Origin of the sequence: Aeromonas bivalvium, assembly GCF_046078285.1 — a bacterium.
Lineage (GTDB): Bacteria > Pseudomonadota > Gammaproteobacteria > Enterobacterales > Aeromonadaceae > Aeromonas > Aeromonas bivalvium.
In genome coordinates this window covers 25,905-51,107 of the sequence record NZ_JBGXBV010000012.1, presented here as the reverse complement: position 1 = coordinate 51,107, position 25,203 = coordinate 25,905, and the positions used below count along the sequence as shown (strand labels likewise).

Here is a 25,203-nt window from a genome sequence, read left to right as displayed (position 1 = left end):
TCAGTTGCCCGGGATCTCCTTGCAGCTGAGGGTGGGCTCCCCATAGCGCTCCAGCTTGGCATCGCTCCCCTTGGTAAAGAGGGTGAGGTTCTGCCCCTCGTAGCGGGCGCCGCTGGCGCTGGGGGTCAGATAGGCGAGCACTTGCTGCTGGTTGTTCCCCTCGCTCAGGTTGATCATGGCGGCGGGCAGCTTGGCCTCGTTGTAGAAGTAGGTGGAGAGGGTGACATTGTTGGCGCACTGGTAGTCCACCGGGCTTGGTACCCTCAACTGGCCGCCTTTTATCTGCAACTCGGTGATCCGCAGCTGGTAGCTCTCCTCCACGCACTGGCGCAAGTCGCCCGCCTTCCAGCAGTCGTTGCGCCCCTTGATCCAGCCGCGCTGCATGGCACGCTCGCTCTTCTGCTGCTCGGGAGAGAACGCGGCAATCGCCTTGGGATAGAGGGCGGCCAGTTCGTTATCCAGCGCCGCCAGTCCGGCATCCTGGCAGATCAGGGTCTCGGCGGCGCCTTTCGCCTTGGCGCAATCGAAGGAAGGGGTGGCCGCAGCGGCCAGCAGGGGGGCAAACAGCAGGGTGCCAAGCAAGATCTTGTTCATCGTCAGGCTCCAACAATGGGGTGATACCCAGTAACCAGAGCTCACTTTACAACGCACGCTACAACACAAGCTAGAACGCACTCTAGAACTCACTCTGCAACGCACTTCACAACACAATGACGACGCCGGGCCGCCGAGTGCTTTCTTGCGATTCAGCGGCCCGGGATGAGGAAGCCGGTCTGATCCCTTGCTGCCTCTGGGTTATGCCAGGGCCAGGGAGTGGCGGGCGCGCCACAGCCGCTCGTGGAAGAAGAAAACCACGGTATTGATGGCGGGCTCTATCATCGCCATCACGCCGCCGGTGAGCAGCTCGCCGCTCAGCAGGTAGGCAACCCCGAAGGCGACGCTGAAATGCACGACCGCAAAGCTGCTGGTCTTGACCTGCAGGCTGTGGTTGGGCTTGAACTTGTGCCAGCCAAGGTCGTGGAAGTAGAAAGCGACCGTGTTGACGGCGGGCTCGATCAGGGCGATCAGGCTGGCGGTCAGCAGCTCACCGGTCAGCAGGTAAGCCAAGGTAAAGGCGACACCGAAGTGCAGGACGGCAAAGCTGATGGTCTTTTTCATGATGGTCACTCCCTCTGGCGATGAGTGCAGTATCGCCCAAACGCGGAGTAAATGAAAACCATTCTCATCTATCAACTAAATAGAAAAAGCCTATCGACCGAGGTCGAAACCACCAGATTGGGGACTTGCCTGGGGCCATGGCGGCACTAGAGTGTGCCTTTTGCCATGGAAAAGGCGCTTTCATGACCATCAATGCCAACATCTATGTGCTGTTCATCCTGCTGCTGATGATTGTCGTCGGCATCGTGGCCTGGCGACTTGCCCGCCGCAAGAGCAAGCATCCGGTGCTGATCACAGTGCTGTGCATGCTGCTCTGCCTGGCTCCCCCCGTCGCCCTGCTGGCGCTGCTCATTCTGGCGCTTTGGCGGGAGCTCCCCGCAGAGGTTGGCACCCGGCAATAACAGCCCCTCAAGCCGCAACTGCCGCAGTAATAGAAAAGCCCCTCGCGGGGCTTTGTCGTTTTTGTGGAGAATGAACGGTCAGGCCTCGGCCTTGTTCAGCCACTCCACCCTGTACTGGGCACCGGCGCCCTGGGCCAGCTTTGCGCACAGGGGTTTGAGGAAGGCTTCTATCTGTTCGTCCAGCAGCCAGGGGGGGCTGACGATCAGCATACCGGAGCCATTCATGCCCCAGTCGGCAGTCTGGCCGGCCACTTCCAGCTCGGCGACCAGCACGTTGCCGAAGTTCTCCCGCTTGATGGCGCGCAGCATGTCGCGGGACTTGTCCGCCTCTTGGCCCAGGATGGGATACCAGAGGGCATAGATGCCGGTGGCCCAGCGTTTTTGCGCTTTTTTAAGGGTCTCGACCACGGCGAAGTAGTCTTCCTTGAGCTCATAGGGGGGGTCGATCAGCACCAGGCCGCGGCGCGGGGTGGGGGGCAGCAGGGCCACCAGCCCCTCGAAGCCGTCCCTGTGATGGACGACGACGCGGGGGTCGTAACCCATGTTGGCGCGAAGATCCTCCACCTCGTTGTTGTGCAGCTCCATCAGGGCCAGCTTGTCCTGCTCGCGGATGAGGCGGCGCGACAGCTCGGGGGATCCCGGATAATAGTGCAGCTCGCCGCTGTTTCCTTCTTGAGCGGGATTCATCTCCTCGATGACACCGAGATAGGGGGCCATGGCCGCCCACTGGGTCCGCTCGTCCCACAGGCGGCCTATGCCGTCGGCGTATTCCGCTTTCTTCTGGGACCAGTCGCCGCGCAGGTCGTAGAGGCCGCCGCCGGCATGGGTGTCCAGCACGATGAAGGGTTTCTCCTTCTTCTTGAGAGACTCGATGATCAGGGCCTGCACGGCGTGTTTGAGGACGTCGGCATGGTTGCCGGCGTGGAAGGCATGGCGATAGCTCAGCATGTTAGGTCTCTCAAGGGGCCCGTCTCGGCGCCCAGCAAGGTCAGGTAATTCAACAGGTTGTGCCCTGGCTCCCGGCGTGGGGGATGGGCGCGCAGACTCTGCAGCAGCACCCCTTGCTGCAACTGTTCCAGCTCAAGCTCGTGGGCCAGCATGGCCTGATACTCGGCCTCGTCCAGCCGCGCCTTGGCGTTTTGGCGCAGGGTACGCCAGGGGGCGAGCACGGCCTCGGTCTGCACCAGGGCCGGTTGCAGCGCGGTCAGATCCGCGCTGAGGCTGGCCAGATCCAGCCAATGCAGCAGCAGGGCCAGGTTGACGTTGCCGCCCAGGCGCTGCACCTCTAGCCAGTCTCCGGGGCGGGCCCCGTAGGTCTTGCCGCTCCAGTGCCAGAAACCCAGGGGGCTGGGCAGGCCGCTGGCGTCTCGCATCAGATCATTGCTCAAGGAAGGCGGACTCCATGGTTTCCAGCTCTTCACTGAGGCTCATCCACTCCAGCTCCACCGCTTCCAGCTGCTCCTTGAGGGGGCCCTGGGACTTGAGCAGCTCGGAGAGCTTGCCCTTGGCGCTCTCTTCGTAGATGGCGGGGTCGGCCAGCTGGTTCTCGATGTCGGCAAGCTTGCCTTGCAGCTTCTCCATGCTGGCCTCGAGCTTCTCCAGCTTCTGGCGCAGGGGCCGGGTCGCTTGCCGAAACTCCGCCTCGCGCCGCTTCTGATCCTTGCGGGCCAGGGCGGAGTTGGCGGAGACGGCACCATCCGTCGGCTTGGCGTTGGCCTCTTTCTCCTGCTCGCCGAGCCACTTGTGGTAATCATCCAGATCGCCGTCAAAGGCTTCGACCCGGCCGCCGTGCACCAGATAGAAGTCATCCGTGGTGGTGCGCAGCAGGTGCCTGTCGTGGGAGACCACCACCATGGCCCCTTCGAAGCCTTGCAGCGCCATGGTCAGGGCGTGGCGCATCTCCAGATCCAGGTGGTTGGTCGGTTCATCCAGCAGCAAGAGGTTGGGCTTTTGCCAGGTGATGAGGGCCAGCACCAGCCGCGCCTTCTCGCCCCCGGAAAACGGCGCCACCTTGTCGAGCGCCTTGTCGCCGTGAAAACCGAAGCTGCCCAGATAGTTGCGCAGCTCCTGCTCGGGCTTGTCCGGCGCGAGGCGAGCCAGATGATCGAGGGGGGTATCGTCCAGGCGCAGGGTTTCGAGCTGATGCTGGGCGAAGTAGCCGATGCTGACCCCGGCGCTTACCTCCAGCTTGCCCGACAGCGGCGGATTGCTGCCCGCCAGCATCTTGATGAAGGTGGACTTGCCGGCGCCGTTGCGGCCCAAGAGGCCGATGCGCGACCCCGGCACCAGGTTGAGCTTGATCTTCTCCAGGATCACCTTGTCGCCGTAACCGGCGCTGAGGTTTTCCATGGCAATCAGCGGGGTCGGCAGGGCCGAGGGCTCGCGAAACTCGAAGCTGAACTCCGAATCGGCATGGGCGGGCAGTATCTTCTCCATCCGCTCCATGGCTTTCAACCGGCTCTGGGCCTGACGGGCCTTGGACGCCTTGTAGCGGAAGCGGTCCACATAGGCCTGCATGTGGGACATCTCCCGCTGCTGCTTCTCGTACATGGACTGCTGCTGGGCCAGCTGTTCGGCCCGTTGCAGTTCGAAGTCGGAGTAGCCGCCCGTGTACTCGTTGAGCTTGCCGTTCTCGATATGGATGATGCGACCTATGACCGAATCGAGGAAGTCGCGATCGTGGGAGATGAGTACCAGCGTGCCCTGATAGCCCTTGAGCCACTTCTCCAGCCAGATCACCGCATCCAGATCCAGGTGGTTGGTCGGTTCATCGAGCAGCAGCAGGTCGGAGCGGCACAAGAGCGCCTGGGCCAGGTTCAGGCGCATGCGCCAGCCACCGGAGAAGCTGCGCACCGGCGAGCCGAGCTGCTCGTCGGCAAAACCGAGGCCGTGCAAGAGTTCGGCGGCGCGGGCGCGGATGCTGTAGGCGCCTATGGTATCGAGTTTGCCGTGCAGCTCGGCCACCAGCAGACCATTGTCATCCTGCTCGGCTTTAGCCAGCTCGGCTTCCAGGGCGCGAAACTCCTTGTCGCCATCTATCACATAGTCCAGGGCCGAGCAGTCCAGGGCCGGGGTCTCCTGGGCGACGCCGGCTATCTGCCAGCCGACCGGCAGGGAGAAGCTGCCGTTGTCGAGGGTGAGCTCTCCTCGGATGAGGGCGAAGAAGGTGGATTTGCCGCAACCATTCTTGCCCACCAGGCCCACCTTGTGGCCCGGGTGTATGGTGGCGGAGGCGTTATCCAGCAGCTTGCGGCCGCCGCGGATCAGCTCGATTTGACTGGCAACTATCATGGGGGGTCTGCTTGCTCGAGAGTGAAGAAACACGGTGGCGCGCCGCCCGAAGGGGTCTGCGCGCTCGGGAACCGGGAACGAAACTGGCGGGATTTTACGTGAAATGGCGGCGCTTTGCACTGGAGCCGACTGGTGCGGCGCCGATAAAGATGTCATAACAGCAAGCATTATCGCCATCAGGCCGTCTCCTTTCGGGAGTGGCGGCCGGACAAGGAGTCTGCCATGCAGGTTGCAACCATCATGACCACCCGGGTCGTCACCGTCGAGATGGACGACAGGCTGAGCCTCATCAGGGATATCTTCAATCAAGCCCGCTTCCGTCACCTGATGGTGATGGAGGAGGGGGAGCTGCTCGGCATCATCTCGGATCGGGATCTGCTGCGGGCCCTGAGCCCCTATCTGGATTCCGCCGCCGAGCAGGCGCGCGATACCGAGACTCTCAATCGCCGCGCGCACCAGATCATGACCCGCCAGCCCATCACGGTCTCGCCCCACCAGACCCTGGCCTATGCCGCCCGCCTGATGCTGGACAAGAAGGTCTCCTGCCTGCCGGTGCTGGATCGGGGCACGCTGGTGGGGGTGCTGAGCTGGAAGGATCTACTCAAGGCCGCCGTCGAGGAGGGGGCCCTCTAGGGGGACGCCACCTGGGCACTGGCCGCAGCGGCATCATGAAAAAGGGCTCCGAGGAGCCCTTTTTCATGATGCTTGCCCGGCCCTGATTAGGGCAGGGGTTCCACCAGCAGGATATGGGAGTCCGTGCCCACCACCCTGACCCGGCTGCCCGCCTTGAGCGGCGTCTGGCAGCGCACCGTCCAGACGGTGTCATCCAGGCGGACCCGGCTCAGCCCCTGCACGGAGTCATCGAGCAGCACCAGCTCCCGGCCCAGGTAACCCTGCATCCGCTCGTTGATGGGGGCGGCCGCATCCCGGCTGGAGCGGTCGCGCTTGTGCTGCCAGCGCCACCAGGCCCAGGTGGTCACCAGGGATTGCAGGGCGAACAGCAGCAACTGCCACTGCCAGCCGAAGGGCCAGAGCAGCAGCAAGATCCCCACCTCGATCGCGGCGATGCCGGTCCAGAGCAGAAAGCCCACCGACCCCAGAACCTCGATGGCCAGCAGCGCGAACCCCAGCCCCAGCCAGTGCCAGTGGGTCAGCCCCTCCAGCAGGTCTGTCATTTTTTCTCACCCTTGTTGAACAGCTCGGCCATGCCCGCCACCGAGCCAATCAGGCTGCCTGCCTCCAGGGGCATCATGATGATCTTGCTGTTGGGCCCTTCGCCGATGCGGGCCAGGGCTTCCGTGTATTTCTGGGCCACGAAGTAGTTGATGGCCTGCATGTCCCCCTCGGCGATGGCCTGGGAGACCATGTGGGTCGCCTTGGCTTCCGCCTCGGCGGCCCGCTCGCGCGCCTCGGCGGCGAGGAAGGCGGCCTGGCGTTCCCCCTCGGCCTTTAGGATCTGGGACTGCTTCTCCCCTTCCGCTTTCAGGATCTTGGACTGGCGCACCCCTTCGGCTTCCAGCACCTCGGCTCGTTTCTGCCGTTCGGCCTTCATCTGGGCGTTCATGGCCTCCACCAGGGCGAGCGGCGGGCGCACGTCCTTGATCTCGATGCGGGTCACCTTGATGCCCCAGGGGGCGGTGGCGGCGTCCATGGTACGCAAGAGTTTCTCGTTGATGGTGTCGCGCTGGGAGAGCATCTCGTCCAGCTCCATGGCACCGAGCACGGTCCGCATGTTGGTCATGGTCAGATTGCGAATGGCGCTGGGCAGATCGTTGACCTCATAGGCCCCTTTGCGGGCATCCACCACCTGCACGAAGCTGATGGCGTCGATGGTGACGTTGGCGTTGTCCCGGGAGATCACCTCCTGGGCCGGGATGTCCAGCACCTGCTCCATCATGATGATCTTGTGGCCGACCCTGTCCACATAGGGGATCAGCAGGTTGAGGCCCGGGGAGAGGGTGCGGGTGTAGCGGCCGAAACGCTCCACGGTCCAGTTATAGCCCTGGGGCACTATCTTGATGCCTGCCCCCAGGGTGGCTATCACCAGGAAAACGAAAATCCCTAGCACTATCAGTGACTCATTCATGAATAGCTCCTTATGAAACTCGGGCGCTAGCCTATGCCCTGGCCGCAAACACCACAAGCTTAGGTTTGTTCCCGTTGCCAAGGGGATAGTTTTAATTACCAAAACGTCTTAAAAAGCATTTTTTATTATTTTGAGGGATAAGTAACCCTGCCTATAGTCGCCAAAGACAAGCGGTATCGAGAGGGACGAGATGGATTACTTACCTATGTTTGCCCGGCTGGAAGGGCGTCCCGTGTTGCTGGTGGGCGGGGGCGAGGTGGCACTGCGCAAGGCGCGTCTGCTGCTGGCGGCCGGTGCCAGGCTGACCCTGGTCTCCCCGGATATCGCTCCCGAATTTCAGGAACTGGCGGGTCGTTTCACCCATCTGCCGGTGCGCTTCACCCCTGGCCATCTGGCAGGGCAGATCCTGGTGGTCGCCGCCACCGACGATCCCGAGGTCAACGCCCTGGTCTACCAGAGCGCCACCGAGCTGGGTCTGTTCGTCAACCTGGTGGATGACCCGGCCCGCTCCAGCTTTATCTTCCCCTCCATCATCGATCGCAGCCCCATAGTGGTGGCCGTCTCCAGCGGCGGCAAGGCGCCGGTGCTGGTGCGCCTGTTGCGCGAGCGTCTGGAGAGCCTGCTGCCCCGCCATCTCGGCGGCCTGGCCGAGCTCTCCGGCCGGGTGCGGGTCAAGGCCAAGCGGGTGCTCTCATCCATTTCTGATCGTCGCCGCTTCTGGGAGCGGGCCTTTGCCTCCAACACCCTGGCCGGTCTGATCGAGAAAGAAGATTGGCAAGGTGCCGAGGGCTGGCTCAATGAGGGGCTGGACAAGGCCCAGACCGAAGTGGGCGAGGTGGTGCTGGTGGGGGCGGGCCCCGGGGACCCAGGCCTCTTGACCCTCAAGGCGCTGCAACAGATCCAGCAAGCCGAGGTGGTGCTCTACGACCAGCTGGTCTCCCCCGAGATCCTGGATCTGGTGCGCCGGGACGCCACCCTGGTGTCGGTCGGCAAGAAGGCCGGCGCCCACAGCGTGCCTCAGGAAGAGACCAATCGCCTCCTGGTGGAATACGCCAGGGCGGGCAACCGGGTGGTGCGCCTCAAGGGGGGGGATCCCTTCATGTTCGGCCGCGGCGGCGAGGAGCTGGAAGTGCTGGCGGACGAGGGCATTCCCTTCTCCGTGGTGCCCGGCATCACGGCCGCCGCCGGTGCCACCGCCTATGCGGGCATTCCGCTGACTCACCGTGACCATGCCCAGAGCGCCGTCTTCATCACGGGTCACTGCCAGAAGGAGGGCACCCAGCCCGACTGGCAGCAGCTCGCGGCCACCAACCAGACCCTGGTCATCTACATGGGGCTGATGCGCTCCGAGCACATCCAGCAGCAGCTGGTGGGCCATGGCCGCAAGGGGAGCACCCCCATCGCCATCATAGAGCGGGGCACCCAGGCCAGGCAGAAGGTATTGACCGGCACCCTGGACGAGCTGGCCACCCTGGCGGCGCAGGCGATGAGCCCGTCCCTTATCGTCATCGGCGAGGTGGTGGCCCTGCGAGATCGACTCGCCTGGTTTGGCGAGCAGGCAAGCGCCGGGGCAGGCAGCCAGGAGCTCAAGCTGGTGAGCCTGGCCTGAAGGGTGGCGACCCGAATCGATTTGACGCTGCCGCCAGCGGCAGCGAACTGAACCAACACAGCGTCCCGACCAGGCGCGATAGCAATGAACCGAGGACCCAGACATGGACCGTGAAAGATTGACCCACTTGCAACAGCTGGAAGCCGAGAGCATCCACATCATCCGCGAGGTGGCTGCCGAATTTGAAAACCCGGTGATGATGTACTCCATCGGCAAGGACTCCTCCGTCATGCTGCACCTGGCCCGCAAGGCCTTCTACCCGGGCAAGATCCCCTTTCCCCTGCTCCACGTGGACACCAACTGGAAGTTCAAGGAGATGATCAAGTTCCGGGACGAGACCGCCAAGAAGTACGGGCTGGATCTCATCGTCCACAAGAACCCGGATGGCCTGGCCATGGACATCAACCCCTTCGTGCACGGCAGCGGCAAGCACACCGACATCATGAAGACAGAGGGGCTCAAGCAGGCGCTCAACAAATACGGCTTCGATGCGGCCTTTGGCGGCGCCCGCCGCGACGAGGAGAAATCCCGTGCCAAGGAGCGGGTCTACTCCTTCCGCGACAAGTCCCACCGCTGGGATCCGAAGAACCAGAGACCCGAGCTGTGGCGCGTCTACAACAGCCAGGTCAACAAGGGGGAGAGCATCCGTGTGTTCCCGCTCTCCAACTGGACCGAGCTGGACATCTGGCAATACATCTATCTCGAGAACATCGACATAGTGCCCCTCTACTTCGCGGCCATGCGCCCCGTGGTGGATCGCGGCGGCATCAAGATCATGGTGGATGACGATCGCATGCCCATAGGCCCGGAAGATGAAGTGAAGCAGGAGCTGGTGCGCTTCCGTACCCTCGGCTGCTACCCGCTGACCGGGGCCATCGAATCCAATGCCACCACCCTGCCGGAGATCATTGAAGAGATGCTGATCACCACCTCGAGCGAGCGGCAAGGGCGGCTCATCGATCACGATCAGGCCGGCTCCATGGAGCAGAAGAAGCGTCAGGGCTATTTCTAAAAAAATGTTCTAAGGAATCGCAACATGAACAACCACATTCAGACCGCCATCAGCGAACAGGGCATTGAAGCCTACCTGCACGCCCAGCAGCACAAGAGCCTGCTGCGTTTTCTCACCTGCGGCAGCGTGGACGACGGCAAGAGCACCCTCATCGGTCGCCTGCTGCACGACTCCCAGCAGATCTATGAAGATCAGCTCAAAGCGCTGGAGTCCGACAGCCAGAAGCTCGGCACCACAGGGGAGAAGCTGGACCTGGCCCTGCTGGTGGACGGCCTGCAGGCGGAGCGCGAGCAGGGCATCACCATCGACGTGGCCTACCGCTATTTCTCCACCGCCAAGCGCAAATTCATCATCTCGGATACCCCGGGCCACGAGCAGTACACCCGCAACATGGCGACCGGCGCCTCCACCTGCGATCTGGCCATCATATTGATCGACGCCCGCAAAGGGGTGCTGGATCAGACCCGCCGCCACAGCTTTATCGCCAGCTTGCTGGGGATAAAACAGTTCGTGGTGGCGGTCAACAAGATGGATCTGGTGGAGTTCAGCCAGGAGGTGTTCGAGCGCATCAGTGCCGAATATCGCGAGTTCGCCAGGAAGCTCAGCGTCGACACCATCCACATAGTGCCGGTCTCGGCCCTGGACGGTGACAACGTGGTCAACCCAAGCGACAAGCTGGCCTGGTACCAGGGCGAGACCCTGCTCTCCTTGCTGGAAACCGCCGAAGTGGAGCGCGAGCTGGAGCGCCACCCGGTGCGCCTGCCGGTGCAGTACGTGAACCGCCCCAACCTCGATTTTCGCGGCTTCGCAGGCACGCTCGCTTCCGGCATCCTGCGGGTCGGCGACAAGCTTGCCGTGCTGCCCTCCGGCAAGGAGAGTACGGTGAAGCGCATCGTTACCTTCGACGGGGATCTGGACTATGCCCTGCCGGGTCAGGCCATCACCGTCACCTTCGCGGACGAAATTGACATCAGCCGGGGCGACCTGCTGGTGGATGCGGCGAAAAAGCCCCAGGTGACCCAGAACGTGCTGGCTCACATCGTCTGGATGGGGGAGGAGTCCCTGCAACCGGGCCGGGTCTATGACGTCAAGCTGGCCACCAAGAAGAGCCGCGGCCAGGTGGAGGCCATCCGCCACCGCATCGAGATCAACAAGCTGGACGAGCTGGCGGCGAGCGAACTCAAGCTCAACGAGATCGGCCTGTGCGAATTCAGCCTGACCGACCCGGTGGCGTTCGACCCCTATGCGGATATCCGCGACACCGGCAGCTTCATCCTCATCGACCGGCTGACCAACGTCACCGTGGGCGCAGGCATGATAGTGGAAGGGCTGGCGGCCAAGGCAGTGGCAGGGCAATACAGCGAGTTCGAAATCGAGCTCAACGCCCTGGTGCGCAAGCACTTCCCCCACTGGCAGGCGCTGACCATCGCCAACGACAAGGAATAAGCCCATGACCTGGCAACAATCCCTGGTGCTGGGTCTGCTGGCTACCCTCATCGTCCTGCTGATCCAGGGCAAACTCAGGCCGGCGCTGCTCTTCTCGGGCGCCGTGCTCGTCACCTATCTGAGCGGCCTGGCGGACATCAACGCCGTGGTCGGCGGCTATACCAACAGCTCGCTGCTGACCCTGGTGCTGCTGCTGCTGGTATCCTTGGCGGTGGAGAAGACCCGCATCATGAGCTGGTTCGCCAATCAGGTGGGCACCGGCTCCTTCAACAAGGTGCTGGTGAAGGTGTGGTTCTCCACCGCCTTCCTGTCGGCCCTGGTCAACAACACCGCCGTGGTGGCCTCCATGCTGGGGGCGGTCAAGCGCAATCCCAATCATGCGCCGTCCCGGCTGCTGCTGCCCATGTGCTTCGCGGCCACCTTTGGCGGTGTACTGACCCTGATCGGCACCTCCACCAACCTCATCGTCAACAGCTTCCTGGAGAAGATGGGGGCCGAGCCCCTTGGCATGTTCGACTTCTTCATGGTGGGGGCGGGGACCCTGGTGACCGGCCTGGTCGCCGTGCTGCTGTTTGCCCGCCGCCTGCCGGAGCAGGATACCGAGATAGACCGCTCCTCCGGCTACTTCCTTGAGGCCAAGGTGAGCGAGGGCTCCCTCATGGCCGGGCGCAGCGTGAAAGAGAACGGCCTGCGCAGCCTGAAAAGCCTCTATCTTGCCGAGATCATCCGGGGCGATCAGGTGATCTGCCCGGTGCAGCCCGAGCACGAGCTGCACGAGGGGGACATGTTGCTGTTTTGCGGCGACGTGGAGAGCGTGGGCGTATTGCAGGAGATGAAGGGGCTGGATCTCTACGGCCAGCACAGGCTCAACGGCCAGCATCTGGTGGAGGTGATCGTCAGCCACAGCTCGCGGCTGGTGGGTCAGACCATCAAGGATGCGGAGTTTCGCACCCACTTCGATGCGGTGGTGCTGGCGGTGCGCCGGGGCGAGACCCAGCTCACCGGCGGCCTGGGCCAGATTGAACTGCACGCGGGGGATACATTGCTGCTGGCCCCTGGCCCCAAGTTTGCGGGCAACAAGTCTCTATCCCGGGAGTTTGTGGTGGTGAGCGGGCTGGAGGCCTCCACCCGGCTCGATGGCAAGCGCAGCGCCGCCGTGGTGGTGGGCTTTCTCGGGGTGCTGGCACTGTCGGTGTTCGATCTGGTGCCGTTGTTCAAGGGGCTGCTCATCATGCTGGTGGCCCTGCTGTTGACCCGGGTGCTGACCCTGGACGAGATCCGTCGCCGCTTCCCGCTGGAGATCTGGCTGGTGGTGGGGGGGGCGCTCGCCATCGCCGACCAGCTCGAACGCACCGGCCTGGCCCGGGTCATCGCCGACTTCCTGATGGGGGAGTTCAACGGTGCCAGTCCCCTGGTGGCCTTCATCGGCATCTACTTCTTCACCCTGGTGCTGACCGAGCTGATGAGCAACAACGCCGCTGCGGCCCTGGCCTTCCCCATGGGTTATCAGCTGGCGCTCAGCATGGATGTCTCCACCATGCCGTTCATTCTGGCGGTGCTGTTCGGGGCGAGTTCCAGCTTTCTACTGCCCTATGGCTACCAGACCAACCTCATGGTCTATGCGGCGGGCAACTACAGGATGCCGGACTACCTCAAGCTGGCCCTGCCCGTCTCCATCGCATACAGCATCGGAGTCTTGATCATGGTGCCCCTGCTGTTTCCGTTTTAAGGCGTTATCTGGATGCGTGAGCACCGAACAAGGAGTTTTAGATGAGCAATATCGTGTGGCACCAGCATGTCGTCGACAAACGTAGCCGCTCTGAACAGAAGGGACAGAAGCCCCTGGTGATCTGGTTCACTGGGCTCTCCGGGGCGGGCAAGTCCACCCTGGCGGGGGCGCTGGAACAGGCGTTGGCGGCGCAAGGCAAGCACACCTATCTGCTGGATGGGGATAATGTGCGTCATGGCCTGTGCGGCGATCTGGGCTTCGACGATGCCGCCCGCCAGGAGAATATCCGCCGGGTCGGCGAAGTGGCAAAACTCATGGTGGATGCGGGCCTCATCGTGCTCACCGCCTTTATCTCGCCGTTCCGTGCCGAGCGGGATCTGGTGCGCAATCTCTTGGGGCCTGACGAGTTTGTCGAGGTGTTTGTCGATGCGCCGCTCGCCGTCTGTGAAGAGCGTGACCCCAAGGGGCTCTACAAGAAGGCGCGAGCCGGGGAGATCACGAATTTCACCGGTATCGACTCCGCCTACGAGGCCCCCGAGCAGCCGGAAATCCACCTGCTGAATGCCGGCAAGTCGGTGGAAGTGCTGGTGGATGAGTTATTGACTGCCCTGCGGCAGCGGGAGGGTGACTGAGGTTGATTGTACAAACCGAATATTGATAAACAAGGGGGCGCTTGCCCCCTTGTTTATTGTTTTTTCAACTTATGCGTTATGCTATAACGCGCTTTAGTAACTTCTTAAACTCCATTACGAGCATTTTTTCTCTTTCTTCTATAAATTGTCTGAAGTTGTCTAATGTAAGGTCAACATCTGGGATATAGTGTTTTTCCATATATGCCTTTCGATCCTTTTCATTAGGAAATTTTTCTTTTATCCAAGCATCAAATTCCTTCCCAGATTTTTCTTGGTTAGGAATGCCCTCAAGTAGCTGTAAATTAGCTAGGTAATTATAGTTGTCGAGATAGAATTCGATGTCACCTGGCTTTATCCCTCGTTTCTCAAGCCGCTTTCGAGTAAATAATTTTTTGGGGAATATGTGGTCTTGGTGGAATTTGTTTCTAAAGTCAAGTGATGGATAGATATATGCAAGCACAGAATAAGTATATGCTTGTGCATATTGATAATACAATAGATTGTCTATTTCATCATCATCAAATGATATTGCTTTAGCCCCACCCTTCAGTTTATTGATTATATCAATAAGTGGAAACCCATCTTCAGAGGCGTTGATAGCCTCACGAATAGGCCTAAGGACATTATCGGGTTGCCCGCTAAATGTTCTTTTCAAAAGTACCATCACAAGCCAATTAAAGATCTTTTGCCGTTCATGTTGATATTTTGCTGACGCAGAAAAATTCTCTGGACTGCCTATTTTATATAGATATCCTGCTATAGGTATCAATGCATTATTTGAGGTTAGTGTCTCTCTGTGATAACCAAAGCTTGAAATCAATACAATAGCAGATCTGATAGCTTTAGTTATGTCGTCCCATTGTTTCTCAATGGAAAGCATATTGTCCTGGTTGAAGTTATCTACTTTAAATGCTATATCCCTAAAACCAGATATAACGAGACAACTTTTCAATACAAAATCTTTGTTAATATTGAAGCCATCGCCTATTGAGTTTATTTCATCTACAAATGCTGTAATTTCCTCTCTGGCATCTTTTTCCTTCCATTGTGCGGTCGCTATAGAGAGTAAGAGATCAGAGTAACTTAATTGTGTTCCTCCGCTATTAACGCGAATGAAAATATTTAAAACCTTATCTAAACTCCCATCTTTTTCCAAAAAGAAATTTATAGATTTATTTTTATGGACAACTTCCCATAATTTATATAAAACTTCGTTTGCAAATTCAGCTTTATCTTCTTCGACCTTGAGCAAACCATTTTTGATTAGATATTTATTTATGTCAGCAGGTTTTTCGAGGTCAAGAATATCACCCACAATAAACCAAAAATGATCATCATCGGATTGCTGACGTTCATTTTTTGTTAAAAATTTAAAATCATATACAAAGTCAGCATCCTCTGACCGTGAGAGTAGATTAAGGCAAAGTTTTCTTTTCGGGAATGCAGTATCATTATCCCATCTCTTTCGAGGGAGTTTATAGGAATAAGTTCCTTTTAGTCCTATATATAAAGATGTAAGGCGCTGTTGACCATCTAATATAGCGGTTATTCCACTCTCGCCACTTATATCTGCTTTTGGATTATGTGTGTTGTCTCGCTCGTGGTATTCACGAACAAACTCATAGAACTGAAAATTCTTGATATTCTCCTTCTCAACCTCCCAAAATAAAAATGAACTTATGGGGTAATCCCTCATCAATGAATCAAAAAGCCGTTCTATCTGATCCGTCCCCCAAACAAATTCACGCTGAATGGCCGGAAGTAGATAAACTTTCTTATGTACACTGTCAATCGCCTCTTTTATCGTTATCGGTTCTACAAATGCCATTCAAATTTCTCCGCCTTATTGTTATGACGATTCAATATTATCGGCAGCAAGCACCGAAATCTGGGACACCCATCAATTTGACAGCAGCGTAGCATGCAGCTTCGCTTGATGGGTAGCCCGTAGAGGAGTGTGCCATGACCATCTCGCGTTCACGCCAGATCAGCCTGCAAGATACCCCCTACTACCATGTGGTCAGTCGCTGTGTGCGGCGGGCCTTCTTGTGTGGGCAAGATGCGCATTCTGGGCATAGCTATGAGCACCGACGCCAGTGGGTGATTGACAGGCTTGGCCAACTGTCACGTCAGTTTGCCATCGGGGTGTGCGCCTATGCGGTGATGAGCAACCACTATCATCTGGTACTCAAAGTCGAGTTTGAAACCGCCGCCAGGTGGAGCGAGCGAGAAGTAGCCGAACGTTGGGCTGCGCTGTTTCAATGGCCGCCGTTGGTGCGGCGTTGGTATCAGCATGAATCCCTGATTGCGCCCGAGCTTGAAGTGGTCCGGGGGCTTATCGCTGAGTGGCGTCAGCGGCTGCACTCCATCAGCTGGTTTGTGCGACTGCTCAACGAGAGCATGGCGCGACAGGCCAATCAGGAAGATGGCTGCAAGGGTCACTTTTGGGAAGGACGTTTCAAAAGTCAGGCCTTGCTGACGGAGCCGGCTCTACTGGCCTGCATGGCCTACGTTGATTTGAACCCGATCCGGGCTGATCTGGTCGACAGGCCGGAGCAAAGTGAGTACACCAGCATCAAGCAGCGTCTTGATGATGAGACGTCTGAAGTCTCATTGCCTCCGCTGCTGTTGCCGTTTTCCAGCCCAGATCAGCCCGAGGGGTTGCCGTTTACCTTCACTGACTATCTGATGTTGGTGGATTGGACCGGTCGGGCTATCAGGACGGATAAACGGGGCCATATTCCGGAAGCGCTAGTTCCCATTCTTCAACGGCTGGGCCTTGATAAGGATCAGTGGTTAAGACAAGTGACACTGTTTCGGCGGCGGGGTATCAGGGTGGTGGGTGACAAGGCGCGCTGCCTGCGTTACGCAGAACATTGTGGCCAGCGACGATGTCACCAACCTGCATTCTGAGCTGCGGTACACCACTTTGACTCCCCTGCATCGCCTTTGATGTCATGGCTGGCGCTGGCTGAAAAGCCGCTTTTTAAGCCAAAATCTCGAGCTTTTCTCCTTCCTGGCCCAAAGCCCTCAATCATGGCGCCATCACGGCAACCACAGCCAGTCACGCCAAGGTCTGCTCAAAATGGTGGGTGTCCCAATAATGTTACCACGCGTGCCAAGTCCCTCTTTAACGCATTGTTATGCCTGTGCCAACGTTTTCAAAGAACCAGGAACAATAAGCTTGTGAACTGGAGCGACAAAAAACATGTACACTTTGCCAAACCAGTTATGAACATGTACGACTGTAGTTGCATGGACGGTGATTTGATCGCCCACAACATCCAACAGAAACGACACTCTAACATCAAGATGCTTGTCACTATCCTCCAAGACTATTTCCCTGTCACTGTTACTGATTAACGTAAAAATTCCTATTCGCCCACCAACGCTAACATTGGTTGCACTTTCATTGGCTACCGTATCCTGAAGCCGCCCTAAGTCCTTTAAACCAAGCAATGATACAACGCGATTTCTTGTCGCCATCAAAAATGAAACCCACGCCGGTGTTTGTTTCGAAATTTCAAGGTAGACATCAAGTGCAGTCTGATTATTGTTGGGGATTTCACGTGAAAAGCTATCAGCGAAATAGGCTCCGTTAGCATAATCAAACAACTTAGAATGTTTGGGAACTGCCATGTTCTTCTCCAAAGGCATAACGCCCGCTTAAGTGGTGAGCAACGTAATGCGGTGTTTTCGCACACTACCGTAATCACTAAAACCAACGCATAGCAAAAATGCCACGCGTTGCGAATCCGTCTTAAAGCGTTTGTTATGTGCACTTTATAGTTTTTGTGAATAATTAAGTTCTATTTCTTGTGTCGAATTGAATTGGTTAAACATGACAAATATCTTGTAAATGATTCTGTAAAATCATCTACGTCATCTTCATTACCGTCTGTAGCATTCAGAACAATAGATGCATAACTTAAAGTATGATGTGCATAGCAAACTGGTTCTGCAGTTTCCCAAGCTCTTTGCAATTCTGATTCAGGTAAATAATGGCGCCAATTTGACAAATAATTCTTGATTAACCTCCGCTTCAAACTCGTTTCTGAAAACTGATAAATGAAATTACCGTCCATAAATGGATGAGTAATGCAAGCATCACTCCAATCAAAAAACAAATAAGATTCGGCAGTTCTTGCCATGTTACCTTCATGTAAATCGCCATGAACAAGGCAATCTGGCAAAGAATATTCTTTAAGCTTGTGAACTGCTATTTCTAACTTCGACAAAAGGTTATCAAAAACAATATTTTTATCGTTTAAAATCGCTGCAATCTTGGGTTGGTTAAAATGCCAAATGAGTTGTGTTGATAAATTTTCGATACTTCGTGATTGGCACCCTGATTGTCGTAACTTATTAACGTGCTCAACAGATAAACTCTGTGCCTCCCCCCATATCTGGTATGCATCATTCCACACTGTCAAATCTACATCTTCATCCAGCGGTTCCCCAAAATCACTAGTTAGTTGCCAACGTCGATCTTTATCAATAGCTAAAACATCCGGCACTTTATCCTTGAAAATATGAGCGAGAAGGTTACAGACACCCGCTTCATTAGAGAACAGTGGCAATGATGCTGTTGCTTTAAAATATACATTTCCTTTTTCTGTTGGAATGCGCCACACATCACCTAAAAACCAATCTTCGACAATGATTAATTCATCAACTCTCTTGTAATTTAGTTGTTTAAGTGTATTCTCGATCCAGTATTTTGCATCAAGTTTCCAATCAGAAAGGTGTTTAGAACACGGTTGAGTACTCATTCAAAGTTTGCCTTTAACGATGCGCTTGTCAATATGCGCTATTCCAATGGTATGGTGCATTATGTCCAAATTTTCTATTGAGCGTTTAAAGTCACCACTCTTTGCGCACGATAAGTTGAGAACGATTCAAAACAAACCGCAAAACCGTCAGGCTTGTTGTTGACAAAACTGATAAATCCGTGGAAATAAGGCAGCGAAAACAGTTGAGCAATAACAGGGGGATCTAGTTCAACCGAGAATCCAAATAGGTACTCTCTGAACAAAGTCTCGAATATACCTTTATCCTCAATGCTTTCTGTTTCTGTACGCCTAATTGTAATTTTCATATTCATTTCCACCAAAGCACATAACAGTGATTAGATGGAAGGCGGTACTAACACGTTCATACCGCCTTCCATCTAACTCCGCTCCACCCTGATACAGGGCATAAGAAATGATATTTTAAATCAATAGCTTATATATCTACCTCTGAAGCTGAACGCGTTCGCTTGACGTCCTCTTTTTACGCAACCATTACCACTATTTAGAAAGACAGCGAAAGTATTGACCATGGCGATCGCCAGCATGGCTACCGCCCCTGAATTACAGCCTCCAGTTTGCTGCTTTTTACCTGCGATATGGCTCCGGTCTGGATCATGGCTGACTCCGACGAGAGGTGATCCTGATGGCTATGTTACCGAACGGAGCCAGCTAGGGAAGAGTGAATTGGTGGTTTCTCGGTCAAGATCAATAAATTGAGTGACCATGGGGGGCTAACTCGGAACGGCCAAGTTGTCGATGCTGCCACTGGGTGAGAGTGCCAGGCACGGCGCTGTCGCGCGGCTGGTCTGTCAGTGGCTCGAGTGCCTGACGCGCCAGCACGAGCGGGATCGTATGTCAGGCAGGGGGGCAAAGGGATGGGGACCGTTGTCCTGTGACCTGGCAAGGCGCGGGCCCCGCCGTCGTCAGGCGGGGAGGTCCGGTTCGCTGGCGGGGGCCGTCACCTGGGTCTCTATCTGCAGGTGGGCGGAGATCAGGGTCTTCAAGTCCTGCAGGTACTCTTCCAGCGGCGCCTCCGTCAGCAACTGGGCCAGTTCGTTGCCCACCGGGGTGAGGCGGTAGTAGAGCAGGGTGACATTGTTCTGCTTGCGGTGCAGGCGCCACTGCTGGTTGCCGAACGCCAGTTCCACCCCGTCCGCAGGCAGGGGGCCGGATTCGAGCTCGCCACGGTGCAGCAGGCCGAGCTCGAACAGTTGCAGCAAGGCGTTGTAGGGCAGGCGGTATTTGCCGAGGGCGAGCCGGGTCACCCTGGCGCGGGTCAGCAGGCTTGCGCCCTTGTGCAGCCCCAGCAGCAGGCGCAGCTCGTCGCTGCCTGCGTAGTGGCAGGAGAGGGCGCACAGGCGCTGGAACAGCTGGGCCTCGCGCTGGGTCATCTCCTTGAGGGTGGCCAGGGAGCGGATGGAAAACCGGCCCGGGGTGGCGACCTCGATGGCGAAGATGCGCCCCCACAGCTGCTGCATGGGCACCATGCTGATGTCTTCGGCCAGTTGCAGGAAGCGGGTCAGCCAGTCGCTGTCCATCTCGCCGCCGGCGGCCGTCTCCTCGCAGTGGCGCGACGCCATCACCATGATGGCCTCCAGGTTGCGCTGGCGCGCCGCCTGATCCGCCAGCAGGCGAAAGCTGGCCCTCTGTTCGAAGGTGCTGTCGCTGTTGCGGGTCAGCATGCCGTCGATGCCGCGGCTGCGGGCCAGGCGCAGGGTCTGCTCCTGGCTGCTCAGAATGGCACTCTCTTTCTTGGGGGTGGGCAAGTCGGCCATGACGGCTCCATTGGCTGGGATACTGGGGCCAGATGTTACGCTAGTTGCTCCTCGGGGTAATCCCCTGGCTGGGGGCGCCGGGGGCCGTTTTTGCCTGGGAAGGGGGCTGGCCCTCACTCCTCGTAGACGGTGACCTCGACGGCCTCCATGCTGTAACCCGTGTTGGCCATCTCCTGGCTGGTGCTCACCGTCCTGATCTTGCCCTTGACCCAGATGGCATCCCAGAGATCATCCACCGGCGCTCCCTTGGGAAAGCTGACATAGACCACCTGGTTGGTGGGCGGGGGCGGCACATGGATGCAGGCGCCGAAGTAGGGCACCAGCAGGAAGGCGGTGATTTTTTTGGCATCCCCCTCCAGGGGCACGACGAAGCCGGGCAGACGGATCTCTTGGCCATCCAGGGCCTGGTTGACCTCGCCGATGGGCTGCGGCACCGAGCTCATGTCCCCATCGTGGGGCACGGGAGGGGGCGGCAGCACGCTCTGGCCCGGGGGCAGCAAGGCGTCCCAGTCCAGGGTCTTGTAGGACTCGGCGCCCTGGCTGGGCAGCGCCAGCAGGCAGGTCAGCAGCGCCATCACTCTCAATATCATCTCTCGTCCTTTTCGGTTTATCACACGCGAATGCTCATGCCGTCGCTCAGGCTGTAGCGGTAGGCACGGGCCGCCGGCAGTAGCCCCATCAGCACGCCTGCCAGCCAGACCAGCCCCAGCAGCTGCCACTCATAGCCGCTTGGCAGCGCCAGCCTCAGTTGCAGGCCATAGTGGCTGAGCAGCCAGGGGGAGGCAAGCCCCTGTCCCAGGTAGAGCACGGCGACCCCCAGCGCTATGCCTAAGCTGGTGAGGGCCATGGCCTCCATGGTCAGCAGGGCGAACAGATGGCCCGGGCCTGCCCCCAGGGATCGCAGGATGGCCAGCTCTCGGCGCCGCTCGTTGAGCCCCGCCAGCAGGGTGGTCAGCATGCCGATGAGACCCGCCACCACCACGAAGGCGGCGATGACGCCGAGGGCGGTCTCCGCCACGCTCATCATGGCCCACAGCTCCTGCAGGGCGGCGCCGGGCAGGATCGCCATCAGCGGTTCCCTGGGATAGGTGTTGATGGCGCGCTGCAACTGGAACGCCAGGATGCGGTTGCTCAGGCCCACCATGAAGGCGGTGATGGTCTTGGGGGTGAGATCCTGGGCCAGCGCCTGCTCGGCGGTCACGTTCTTGCTGTGACGGCCTGTGTCCCAGCCCAGGTGTATCGCCTCTATGCCCGCCAGCGGCACATGGACGGTGCGATCGATGGGGGTGCCGGTCGGCGCCAGTATCCCCACCACCTTGAAGGGCAGGTTGTCATGCTGGCTGAAGGAGGTGTTGCCGGCGCCGTGGGCGATGATGATGGACTGATCGAGCCGGTAGCCCAGCTTCTGTGCCACCTGGGCGCCGAGCACGGCCTCGAACGGCGTCTGGAACGGGCGTCCCTGGGCCATCACCAGGGCTTGCTGGCGCCCGTACTTGAGGTACTTGAAGTAGTCGCCATTGGTGCCAAGGACCCGAAATCCCTTGTGGGAGTCGCCAAGGGAAAGCGGGATGGTCCAGGCGATGCCGGGCCGCTCCTTGATGGCCTGATAGGCATCCCAGCCCACGTTGTTGGTGGGGTTGCCGATGCGAAACACCGAATAGAGCAGCAGGTTTACCTGGCCGGAGCGGGCGCCGACGATGAGATCCGTGCCGGAGACTGTGTTGGCAAAACTCTCGCGGGCCTGCATGCGCACCCGCTCCACCCCGAGCAGCAGGGTGACGCTGATGGCCACCGCCAGCAGGGTGAGCCCGGCGGTGAGGCGGCGGGCCCAGAGACTTTGCAGCGCAAGTTTCAGCATGAAAACCTCCGCAGTGAAGGGGAGAAGGCCGGACGGGCTGCGGGATGATGGCGTGTCGTCATGCGGCCCTCCGGTTGAGCTGTTGCAGGTTTTCCACCCGAGGGAAGAGGGGCTCCAGATAGGGGTCGTGGCTGACGAAGACGAGGGTCGAGCCCTGCTTGTCGCACTCTTCGAACAGCAGCTTGATGAAGGCGGCTCTGTTGTCGGTATCCAGCGCCGAGGTGGGCTCGTCGGCGATCACCAGCTGGGGCGAACCGATCAGCGCCCGGGCGGCGGCGACCCGCTGTTGCTGGCCGATGCTCAGGGCATGAACCGGCCGGGTCAGGGCCTCCTCCGGCAGTTGCAGCTCGGCCAGCAGGCGGCGGGCCTCCTGTTCCGGGCTCCCTTGCAGGCGGGCCCGTTTCTCGGGGGAGAAGGTGAGGGCGGCGGTGACATTGTCCCGCACGCTCAAAAAGGGCAGCAGGTTGAACTGCTGGAAGATATAGCCCAGATGGTCGGCGCGGAAGCGATCCCGCGCCCGACCGGAGAGCCGGGCCAATGGCTGGCCCAGCACCTCCAGGGTGCCCTGGTTGGCTGTCTGGATCCCCGCCAGCAGGCCGAGCAGGGTCGATTTGCCCGAGCCTGAGGGCCCCTTGATGAAGACGCGCTCCCCCCGGTCGATGCGCAGGGAGGGGAGATCGAGTACGGCATCCTGACCCGGCCAGGCGAAGGCGAGGTCCCGGATCTCAACCACGGCAGTTGTCATGGCGTTACCAGCTCAGCTTGTTGGCGGAAGGGGTCAGCTCGGCGGCAGTCTGACCGGCGGGCAGTATCCCCTGCACGCTCAGCTTCTCCAGGCTGGGGTAGACGGAGAACAGACTGGCCTCCAGACCGGTGAGCTTGGCCGGCGTGGCGCAGGTGTAGGTATACATGGCTCCGAAATCGGCGTGACCCGATTCGTCATGCTGGTGTTCATCGTGATCTGCGCCAGCCTTGTCATGGTCATGGTCGTGATCATGCTCATGGTCGTGATCCTCTTTGGCGGCTTGCAGCTCCTGATGGGTCAGCTTGCAGCCGGCGGCCGGGTCCAGGCGGAACAGGGCGTCAGGTTGCTGGAGGCGGGCGACCGCCTTGGCGTATTGCGCCTTCTCTTCATCGCTCCTGGCGGCGTGCTCGAAGCCCACCAGATCGGCGGCAGGGGCCTGCAGTTCTATCATCAGCTGGTCGCCATCGACGACGAAATTGAGGTGACCATGGCCATGCTCATGGGCGCCGTGGCCGTGGCTTTCGTGTTCGTCGTGATGGGCGTGGACGGCAAAGGTGGCCGCAGCCAGCAACAGGGTAACAGCTTTCATCATTCATCCTTTTGAAACAATAAAGTAAGAGTCGTGTGGTTTAAGGGAGCAAGGATGAAGGAGGGGCGCGGATCGGCTGGGTCAGTGTCGCCGCCAGGGCGGCACTTTCACGGCAAGAGGGGATGGCCTCGGCGTGGATCCCGGGGGCGGCGAGGAGGAATGGGGTCGGCGGAATGGCCAGCTTGCCGTCCAGATGGAGGGCGCAGACGAGGCAGTGGTGGTTGTGGCTGGCGAGTTCGGCTTCGAGTGGGTGCTGGGCCAGGGCGGGTTGCAACCACAACCAGCCAAGCAGCAATATCCAGACTCTTGTGTTGACGCGACCCATGATCCCTTGATGAGGGGGCCCTGGGCCCCCGTCTGATTCAGAGATGGGACTTGATGAGCCCCATCACTTCGGTGATCTCATTGGCAGTGAGCTGGCCATCTTTGGCAAACAGCACCTTGCCCTCTTTATCCAGCAGCACGATGGCGGAGCTTTCCGGGGTCAGGCCCCAGGCGTTGCGCGCCATGCCCTTGGCATCGAGCACGATGGCGGACCAGGGGAACTCTTTCTTGCTCTCCTCGGCGCTGCTCTTGACGAAACCCGATGTGCCCCAGATGGCATCGTTGCTATTGATGATGGTGACCGTCTGGTAACCGTCATGGGGCAGCTTGGCGGCCTTGATTGCCTCTATCATGGGGGCGTTCAGCGCCTTGGCACTGGAGCGACCTGCGATGTGCTGGATCAGGAATACCTTGCCGAGCAGTTGTTTGCTTTGCCAGGGACGGTAGCCGATCGTCTGGCCGTTGACCATCAGTTCACCTTCTTCGGCGATCTGCACCAGAGGCACCTGGGCCGATGGCTTGATGTTGTGAGCCAGTACCAGGGTCGGCAGCAGCGCCAGAGTAAGCACGAGATGTTTCATCCGGATGACACTCCTTTGTTATGTTATAACGATTTCATGGCCAAGGAAATGGGGCGCTCTCCATCCTAAACTGATCGGATCTGTTTAAAAAGTGTTAAATAACAGATGGGTTGGCGAAGGCGTGCCGCACTCAAGGCCATGATAGCACCGGGCTCGACCCAGGGTGGCTGGCACTATCCCTTCAGTAGAGGGGTTCGCTGATGAGGGGAATGCGGGCCATGGTCATCTGCTGCACCATCAGGGGGGAGCCGGTGAGCAGCACATGCTTCTGGTTGTTGATCACGACCACATCGCCGGGCAGGCCGCTGTCTGCGGTGATGGCAAGCCAGGCGGGAGAGACGCTGCCGATGCTGGTATCGGGGTAGATGATGCTGAGCATGAACTGGGGGGCGAGCTCGGTGAGCAGGCTGGCCATCAGGAGTGCCTTCTCGTCGCTGTCGGCCTGATTATCCTTGAGGGCCTGCAGCGGGGGGTGGAAGCTGTCCAGCTGCTCGGACGGACTGGGGATGACGTCCAGCCACTCCTTGATCAAGCGCACCGAGGCGGCAAGGTCCGGCGCGGTGAACTGGCTGGCCAGGGGCTTGAGTGCCCCCTTGAAGTGGTAGAAGAGCTGGGAGTAATTGGGACGCACGCAAGGCAGCTTGATGTTGGCGGGATGAACGCAGGGCACCACCATCATCTGGGTGAAGGCATCTTCCTGGTATTGCTCGTAGGCTTGCCAGAATTCCCTGGACTCCGGGCTGTTGTCCCGGGTGGTGAAGGCCTGCTCCAGGCTGAGGAACTTGGTGGCCGTGCTGGGGCTGTTCTGGTTAATCTGGCTGAGGCTGTTGTAGAGCCGCGGGCTGATATAGGCGTAGAGCGTCTCGATGGGATGCTGGAGGGAGAGATCGAGCAGTCCCATCTCGTGCCGCTGCCGGGCCAGGGTGCTGTCATCTGTCTGCAGCTGGAAGTGGCGGGCTTGGCCATCGGCGGATTGCCACTGCCAGTCGAGCCTGACCTCGGCGGCGTACACTGACTCCGCCAGCATCATGCCGAGCACCAGCCTGGGTATGGATCTCATCATGGTGCGCCTCGCCAGTGTGTCCTGATTAACAACTAGGTGACTTGATACGTTTTTGACGCATGTTCCGAACTTTTTTCGGGTAAAAATCCACTAACAGATTGATTGGCATTT

General features: G+C 58.7%; 27 protein-coding genes. 8 read left to right on the top strand and 19 right to left on the bottom strand.

The features are described from left to right. Nucleotides 1-594, bottom strand: coding sequence for an MliC family protein (locus ACEUCR_RS18985; RefSeq protein ID WP_408791848.1), 594 nt, complete (start codon nucleotides 592-594; stop codon nucleotides 1-3). Nucleotides 595-795: 201 nt separating this feature from the next. Beyond that, nucleotides 796-1,158 carry a DUF2061 domain-containing protein gene (locus ACEUCR_RS18980; RefSeq protein ID WP_041992061.1) on the bottom strand — a complete coding sequence of 121 codons (363 nt, stop codon included), beginning with the start codon at nucleotides 1,156-1,158 and terminating at the stop codon, nucleotides 796-798. A gap of 182 nt (nucleotides 1,159-1,340) precedes the next feature. On the opposite strand from ACEUCR_RS18980, the gene ACEUCR_RS18975 reads away from it, so the two are divergent. Further along, nucleotides 1,341-1,559, top strand: coding sequence for a hypothetical protein (locus ACEUCR_RS18975; RefSeq protein ID WP_408791846.1), 219 nt, complete (start codon nucleotides 1,341-1,343; stop codon nucleotides 1,557-1,559). A gap of 78 nt (nucleotides 1,560-1,637) precedes the next feature. On the opposite strand, the gene ACEUCR_RS18970 is transcribed toward ACEUCR_RS18975, so the two are convergent. The 3 genes from ACEUCR_RS18970 to ACEUCR_RS18960 are packed head-to-tail and all read right to left on the bottom strand — an operon-like array spanning nucleotide 1,638 to nucleotide 4,850. Then, nucleotides 1,638-2,507: a 23S rRNA (adenine(2030)-N(6))-methyltransferase RlmJ gene (locus ACEUCR_RS18970; RefSeq protein ID WP_408791844.1), complete on the bottom strand. Its 870-nt coding sequence runs from the start codon at nucleotides 2,505-2,507 to the stop codon at nucleotides 1,638-1,640. Continuing rightward, nucleotides 2,501-2,932: a DUF2390 domain-containing protein gene (locus ACEUCR_RS18965; RefSeq protein WP_041992076.1), complete on the bottom strand. Its 432-nt coding sequence runs from the start codon at nucleotides 2,930-2,932 to the stop codon at nucleotides 2,501-2,503. Before ACEUCR_RS18965 ends, ACEUCR_RS18970 begins: the two co-directional genes overlap by 7 nt. A 4-nt stretch (nucleotides 2,933-2,936) precedes the next feature. Continuing rightward, entirely contained in the window at nucleotides 2,937-4,850 is a 1,914-nt protein-coding gene (locus ACEUCR_RS18960) for an ABC transporter ATP-binding protein (protein ID WP_041992052.1), read from the bottom strand. A gap of 222 nt (nucleotides 4,851-5,072) precedes the next feature. Here ACEUCR_RS18960 and ACEUCR_RS18955 point away from each other — a divergent pair, with 222 nt between their 5' ends. Continuing rightward, a complete protein-coding gene (locus tag ACEUCR_RS18955; protein ID WP_392443847.1) occupies nucleotides 5,073-5,483 on the top strand; it encodes a CBS domain-containing protein in 411 nt (136 codons plus the stop codon). An 86-nt stretch (nucleotides 5,484-5,569) separates the two neighbouring features. Here the strand turns inward: ACEUCR_RS18955 and ACEUCR_RS18950 are convergent, their stop codons facing one another. Next, nucleotides 5,570-6,025, bottom strand: a complete 456-nt coding sequence (locus ACEUCR_RS18950; RefSeq protein ID WP_408791841.1) for an NfeD family protein — start codon at nucleotides 6,023-6,025, stop codon at nucleotides 5,570-5,572. Then, nucleotides 6,022-6,936, bottom strand: a complete 915-nt coding sequence (locus ACEUCR_RS18945; RefSeq protein WP_041992042.1) for an SPFH domain-containing protein — start codon at nucleotides 6,934-6,936, stop codon at nucleotides 6,022-6,024. Before ACEUCR_RS18945 ends, ACEUCR_RS18950 begins: the two co-directional genes overlap by 4 nt. Before the next feature lie 190 nt (nucleotides 6,937-7,126). On the opposite strand from ACEUCR_RS18945, the gene cysG reads away from it, so the two are divergent. The 5 genes from cysG (at nucleotide 7,127) to cysC (ending at nucleotide 13,364) form a co-directional block, all read left to right on the top strand. Beyond that, on the top strand, nucleotides 7,127-8,545 hold the full coding sequence (gene cysG / locus ACEUCR_RS18940) for a siroheme synthase CysG (protein WP_408791839.1): 1,419 nt from the start codon (nucleotides 7,127-7,129) through the stop codon (nucleotides 8,543-8,545). Between the two features lie 103 nt (nucleotides 8,546-8,648). After that, a complete protein-coding gene (cysD, locus tag ACEUCR_RS18935) occupies nucleotides 8,649-9,557 on the top strand; it encodes a sulfate adenylyltransferase subunit CysD (RefSeq protein WP_266139794.1) in 909 nt (302 codons plus the stop codon). 24 nt (nucleotides 9,558-9,581) lie between these two features. After that, a complete protein-coding gene (gene cysN, locus ACEUCR_RS18930; protein WP_111873250.1) occupies nucleotides 9,582-11,003 on the top strand; it encodes a sulfate adenylyltransferase subunit CysN in 1,422 nt (473 codons plus the stop codon). Nucleotides 11,004-11,007: 4 nt separating this feature from the next. Then, nucleotides 11,008-12,732 (top strand): SLC13 family permease, encoded by a 1,725-nt coding sequence (locus ACEUCR_RS18925; RefSeq protein ID WP_392443840.1) that lies wholly within the window; start codon nucleotides 11,008-11,010, stop codon nucleotides 12,730-12,732. Between the two features lie 41 nt (nucleotides 12,733-12,773). Then, complete coding sequence (gene cysC / locus ACEUCR_RS18920) at nucleotides 12,774-13,364, top strand: adenylyl-sulfate kinase (protein WP_408791836.1); 591 nt, start codon at nucleotides 12,774-12,776, stop codon at nucleotides 13,362-13,364. A gap of 76 nt (nucleotides 13,365-13,440) precedes the next feature. Here the strand turns inward: cysC and ACEUCR_RS18915 are convergent, their stop codons facing one another. Continuing rightward, on the bottom strand, nucleotides 13,441-15,192 hold the full coding sequence (locus ACEUCR_RS18915) for a GmrSD restriction endonuclease domain-containing protein (protein WP_408791834.1): 1,752 nt from the start codon (nucleotides 15,190-15,192) through the stop codon (nucleotides 13,441-13,443). A gap of 134 nt (nucleotides 15,193-15,326) precedes the next feature. Here ACEUCR_RS18915 and ACEUCR_RS18910 point away from each other — a divergent pair, with 134 nt between their 5' ends. Beyond that, entirely contained in the window at nucleotides 15,327-16,277 is a 951-nt protein-coding gene (locus ACEUCR_RS18910) for a transposase (RefSeq protein WP_408791832.1), read from the top strand. A gap of 228 nt (nucleotides 16,278-16,505) precedes the next feature. Here ACEUCR_RS18910 and ACEUCR_RS18905 read toward each other — a convergent pair whose 3' ends face one another. The 11 genes from ACEUCR_RS18905 to ACEUCR_RS18855 form a co-directional block, all read right to left on the bottom strand. Then, nucleotides 16,506-17,003: a DUF2867 domain-containing protein gene (locus tag ACEUCR_RS18905; protein WP_408791830.1), complete on the bottom strand. Its 498-nt coding sequence runs from the start codon at nucleotides 17,001-17,003 to the stop codon at nucleotides 16,506-16,508. Between the two features lie 170 nt (nucleotides 17,004-17,173). Then, the gene (locus ACEUCR_RS18900) at nucleotides 17,174-18,136 is read right to left on the bottom strand and encodes a phosphotransferase family protein (protein WP_408791828.1); all 963 of its coding nucleotides are present in this window, start codon (nucleotides 18,134-18,136) and stop codon (nucleotides 17,174-17,176) included. Between the two features lie 74 nt (nucleotides 18,137-18,210). Next, nucleotides 18,211-18,462 carry a hypothetical protein gene (locus ACEUCR_RS18895; RefSeq protein ID WP_408791826.1) on the bottom strand — a complete coding sequence of 84 codons (252 nt, stop codon included), beginning with the start codon at nucleotides 18,460-18,462 and terminating at the stop codon, nucleotides 18,211-18,213. Between the two features lie 618 nt (nucleotides 18,463-19,080). Then, complete coding sequence (locus ACEUCR_RS18890) at nucleotides 19,081-19,932, bottom strand: TIGR03899 family protein (protein ID WP_408791824.1); 852 nt, start codon at nucleotides 19,930-19,932, stop codon at nucleotides 19,081-19,083. A 113-nt stretch (nucleotides 19,933-20,045) separates the two neighbouring features. Beyond that, nucleotides 20,046-20,522, bottom strand: coding sequence for a DUF3299 domain-containing protein (locus ACEUCR_RS18885; RefSeq protein WP_041992019.1), 477 nt, complete (start codon nucleotides 20,520-20,522; stop codon nucleotides 20,046-20,048). Between the two features lie 20 nt (nucleotides 20,523-20,542). Continuing rightward, nucleotides 20,543-21,790, bottom strand: coding sequence for an ABC transporter permease (locus ACEUCR_RS18880; RefSeq protein WP_408791822.1), 1,248 nt, complete (start codon nucleotides 21,788-21,790; stop codon nucleotides 20,543-20,545). 58 nt (nucleotides 21,791-21,848) lie between these two features. Next, nucleotides 21,849-22,535 (bottom strand): ABC transporter ATP-binding protein, encoded by a 687-nt coding sequence (locus tag ACEUCR_RS18875; RefSeq protein ID WP_041992014.1) that lies wholly within the window; start codon nucleotides 22,533-22,535, stop codon nucleotides 21,849-21,851. Between the two features lie 4 nt (nucleotides 22,536-22,539). Continuing rightward, the gene (locus ACEUCR_RS18870) at nucleotides 22,540-23,124 is read right to left on the bottom strand and encodes a DUF2796 domain-containing protein (RefSeq protein ID WP_408791895.1); all 585 of its coding nucleotides are present in this window, start codon (nucleotides 23,122-23,124) and stop codon (nucleotides 22,540-22,542) included. A gap of 40 nt (nucleotides 23,125-23,164) precedes the next feature. Then, complete coding sequence (locus ACEUCR_RS18865; RefSeq protein ID WP_408791820.1) at nucleotides 23,165-23,449, bottom strand: hypothetical protein; 285 nt, start codon at nucleotides 23,447-23,449, stop codon at nucleotides 23,165-23,167. Between the two features lie 37 nt (nucleotides 23,450-23,486). Continuing rightward, nucleotides 23,487-24,029 carry a YtfJ family protein gene (locus tag ACEUCR_RS18860; protein ID WP_041992006.1) on the bottom strand — a complete coding sequence of 181 codons (543 nt, stop codon included), beginning with the start codon at nucleotides 24,027-24,029 and terminating at the stop codon, nucleotides 23,487-23,489. Between the two features lie 181 nt (nucleotides 24,030-24,210). Continuing rightward, on the bottom strand, nucleotides 24,211-25,089 hold the full coding sequence (locus ACEUCR_RS18855; protein WP_041992073.1) for a hypothetical protein: 879 nt from the start codon (nucleotides 25,087-25,089) through the stop codon (nucleotides 24,211-24,213). Nucleotides 25,090-25,203: the final 114 nt, after the last annotated feature.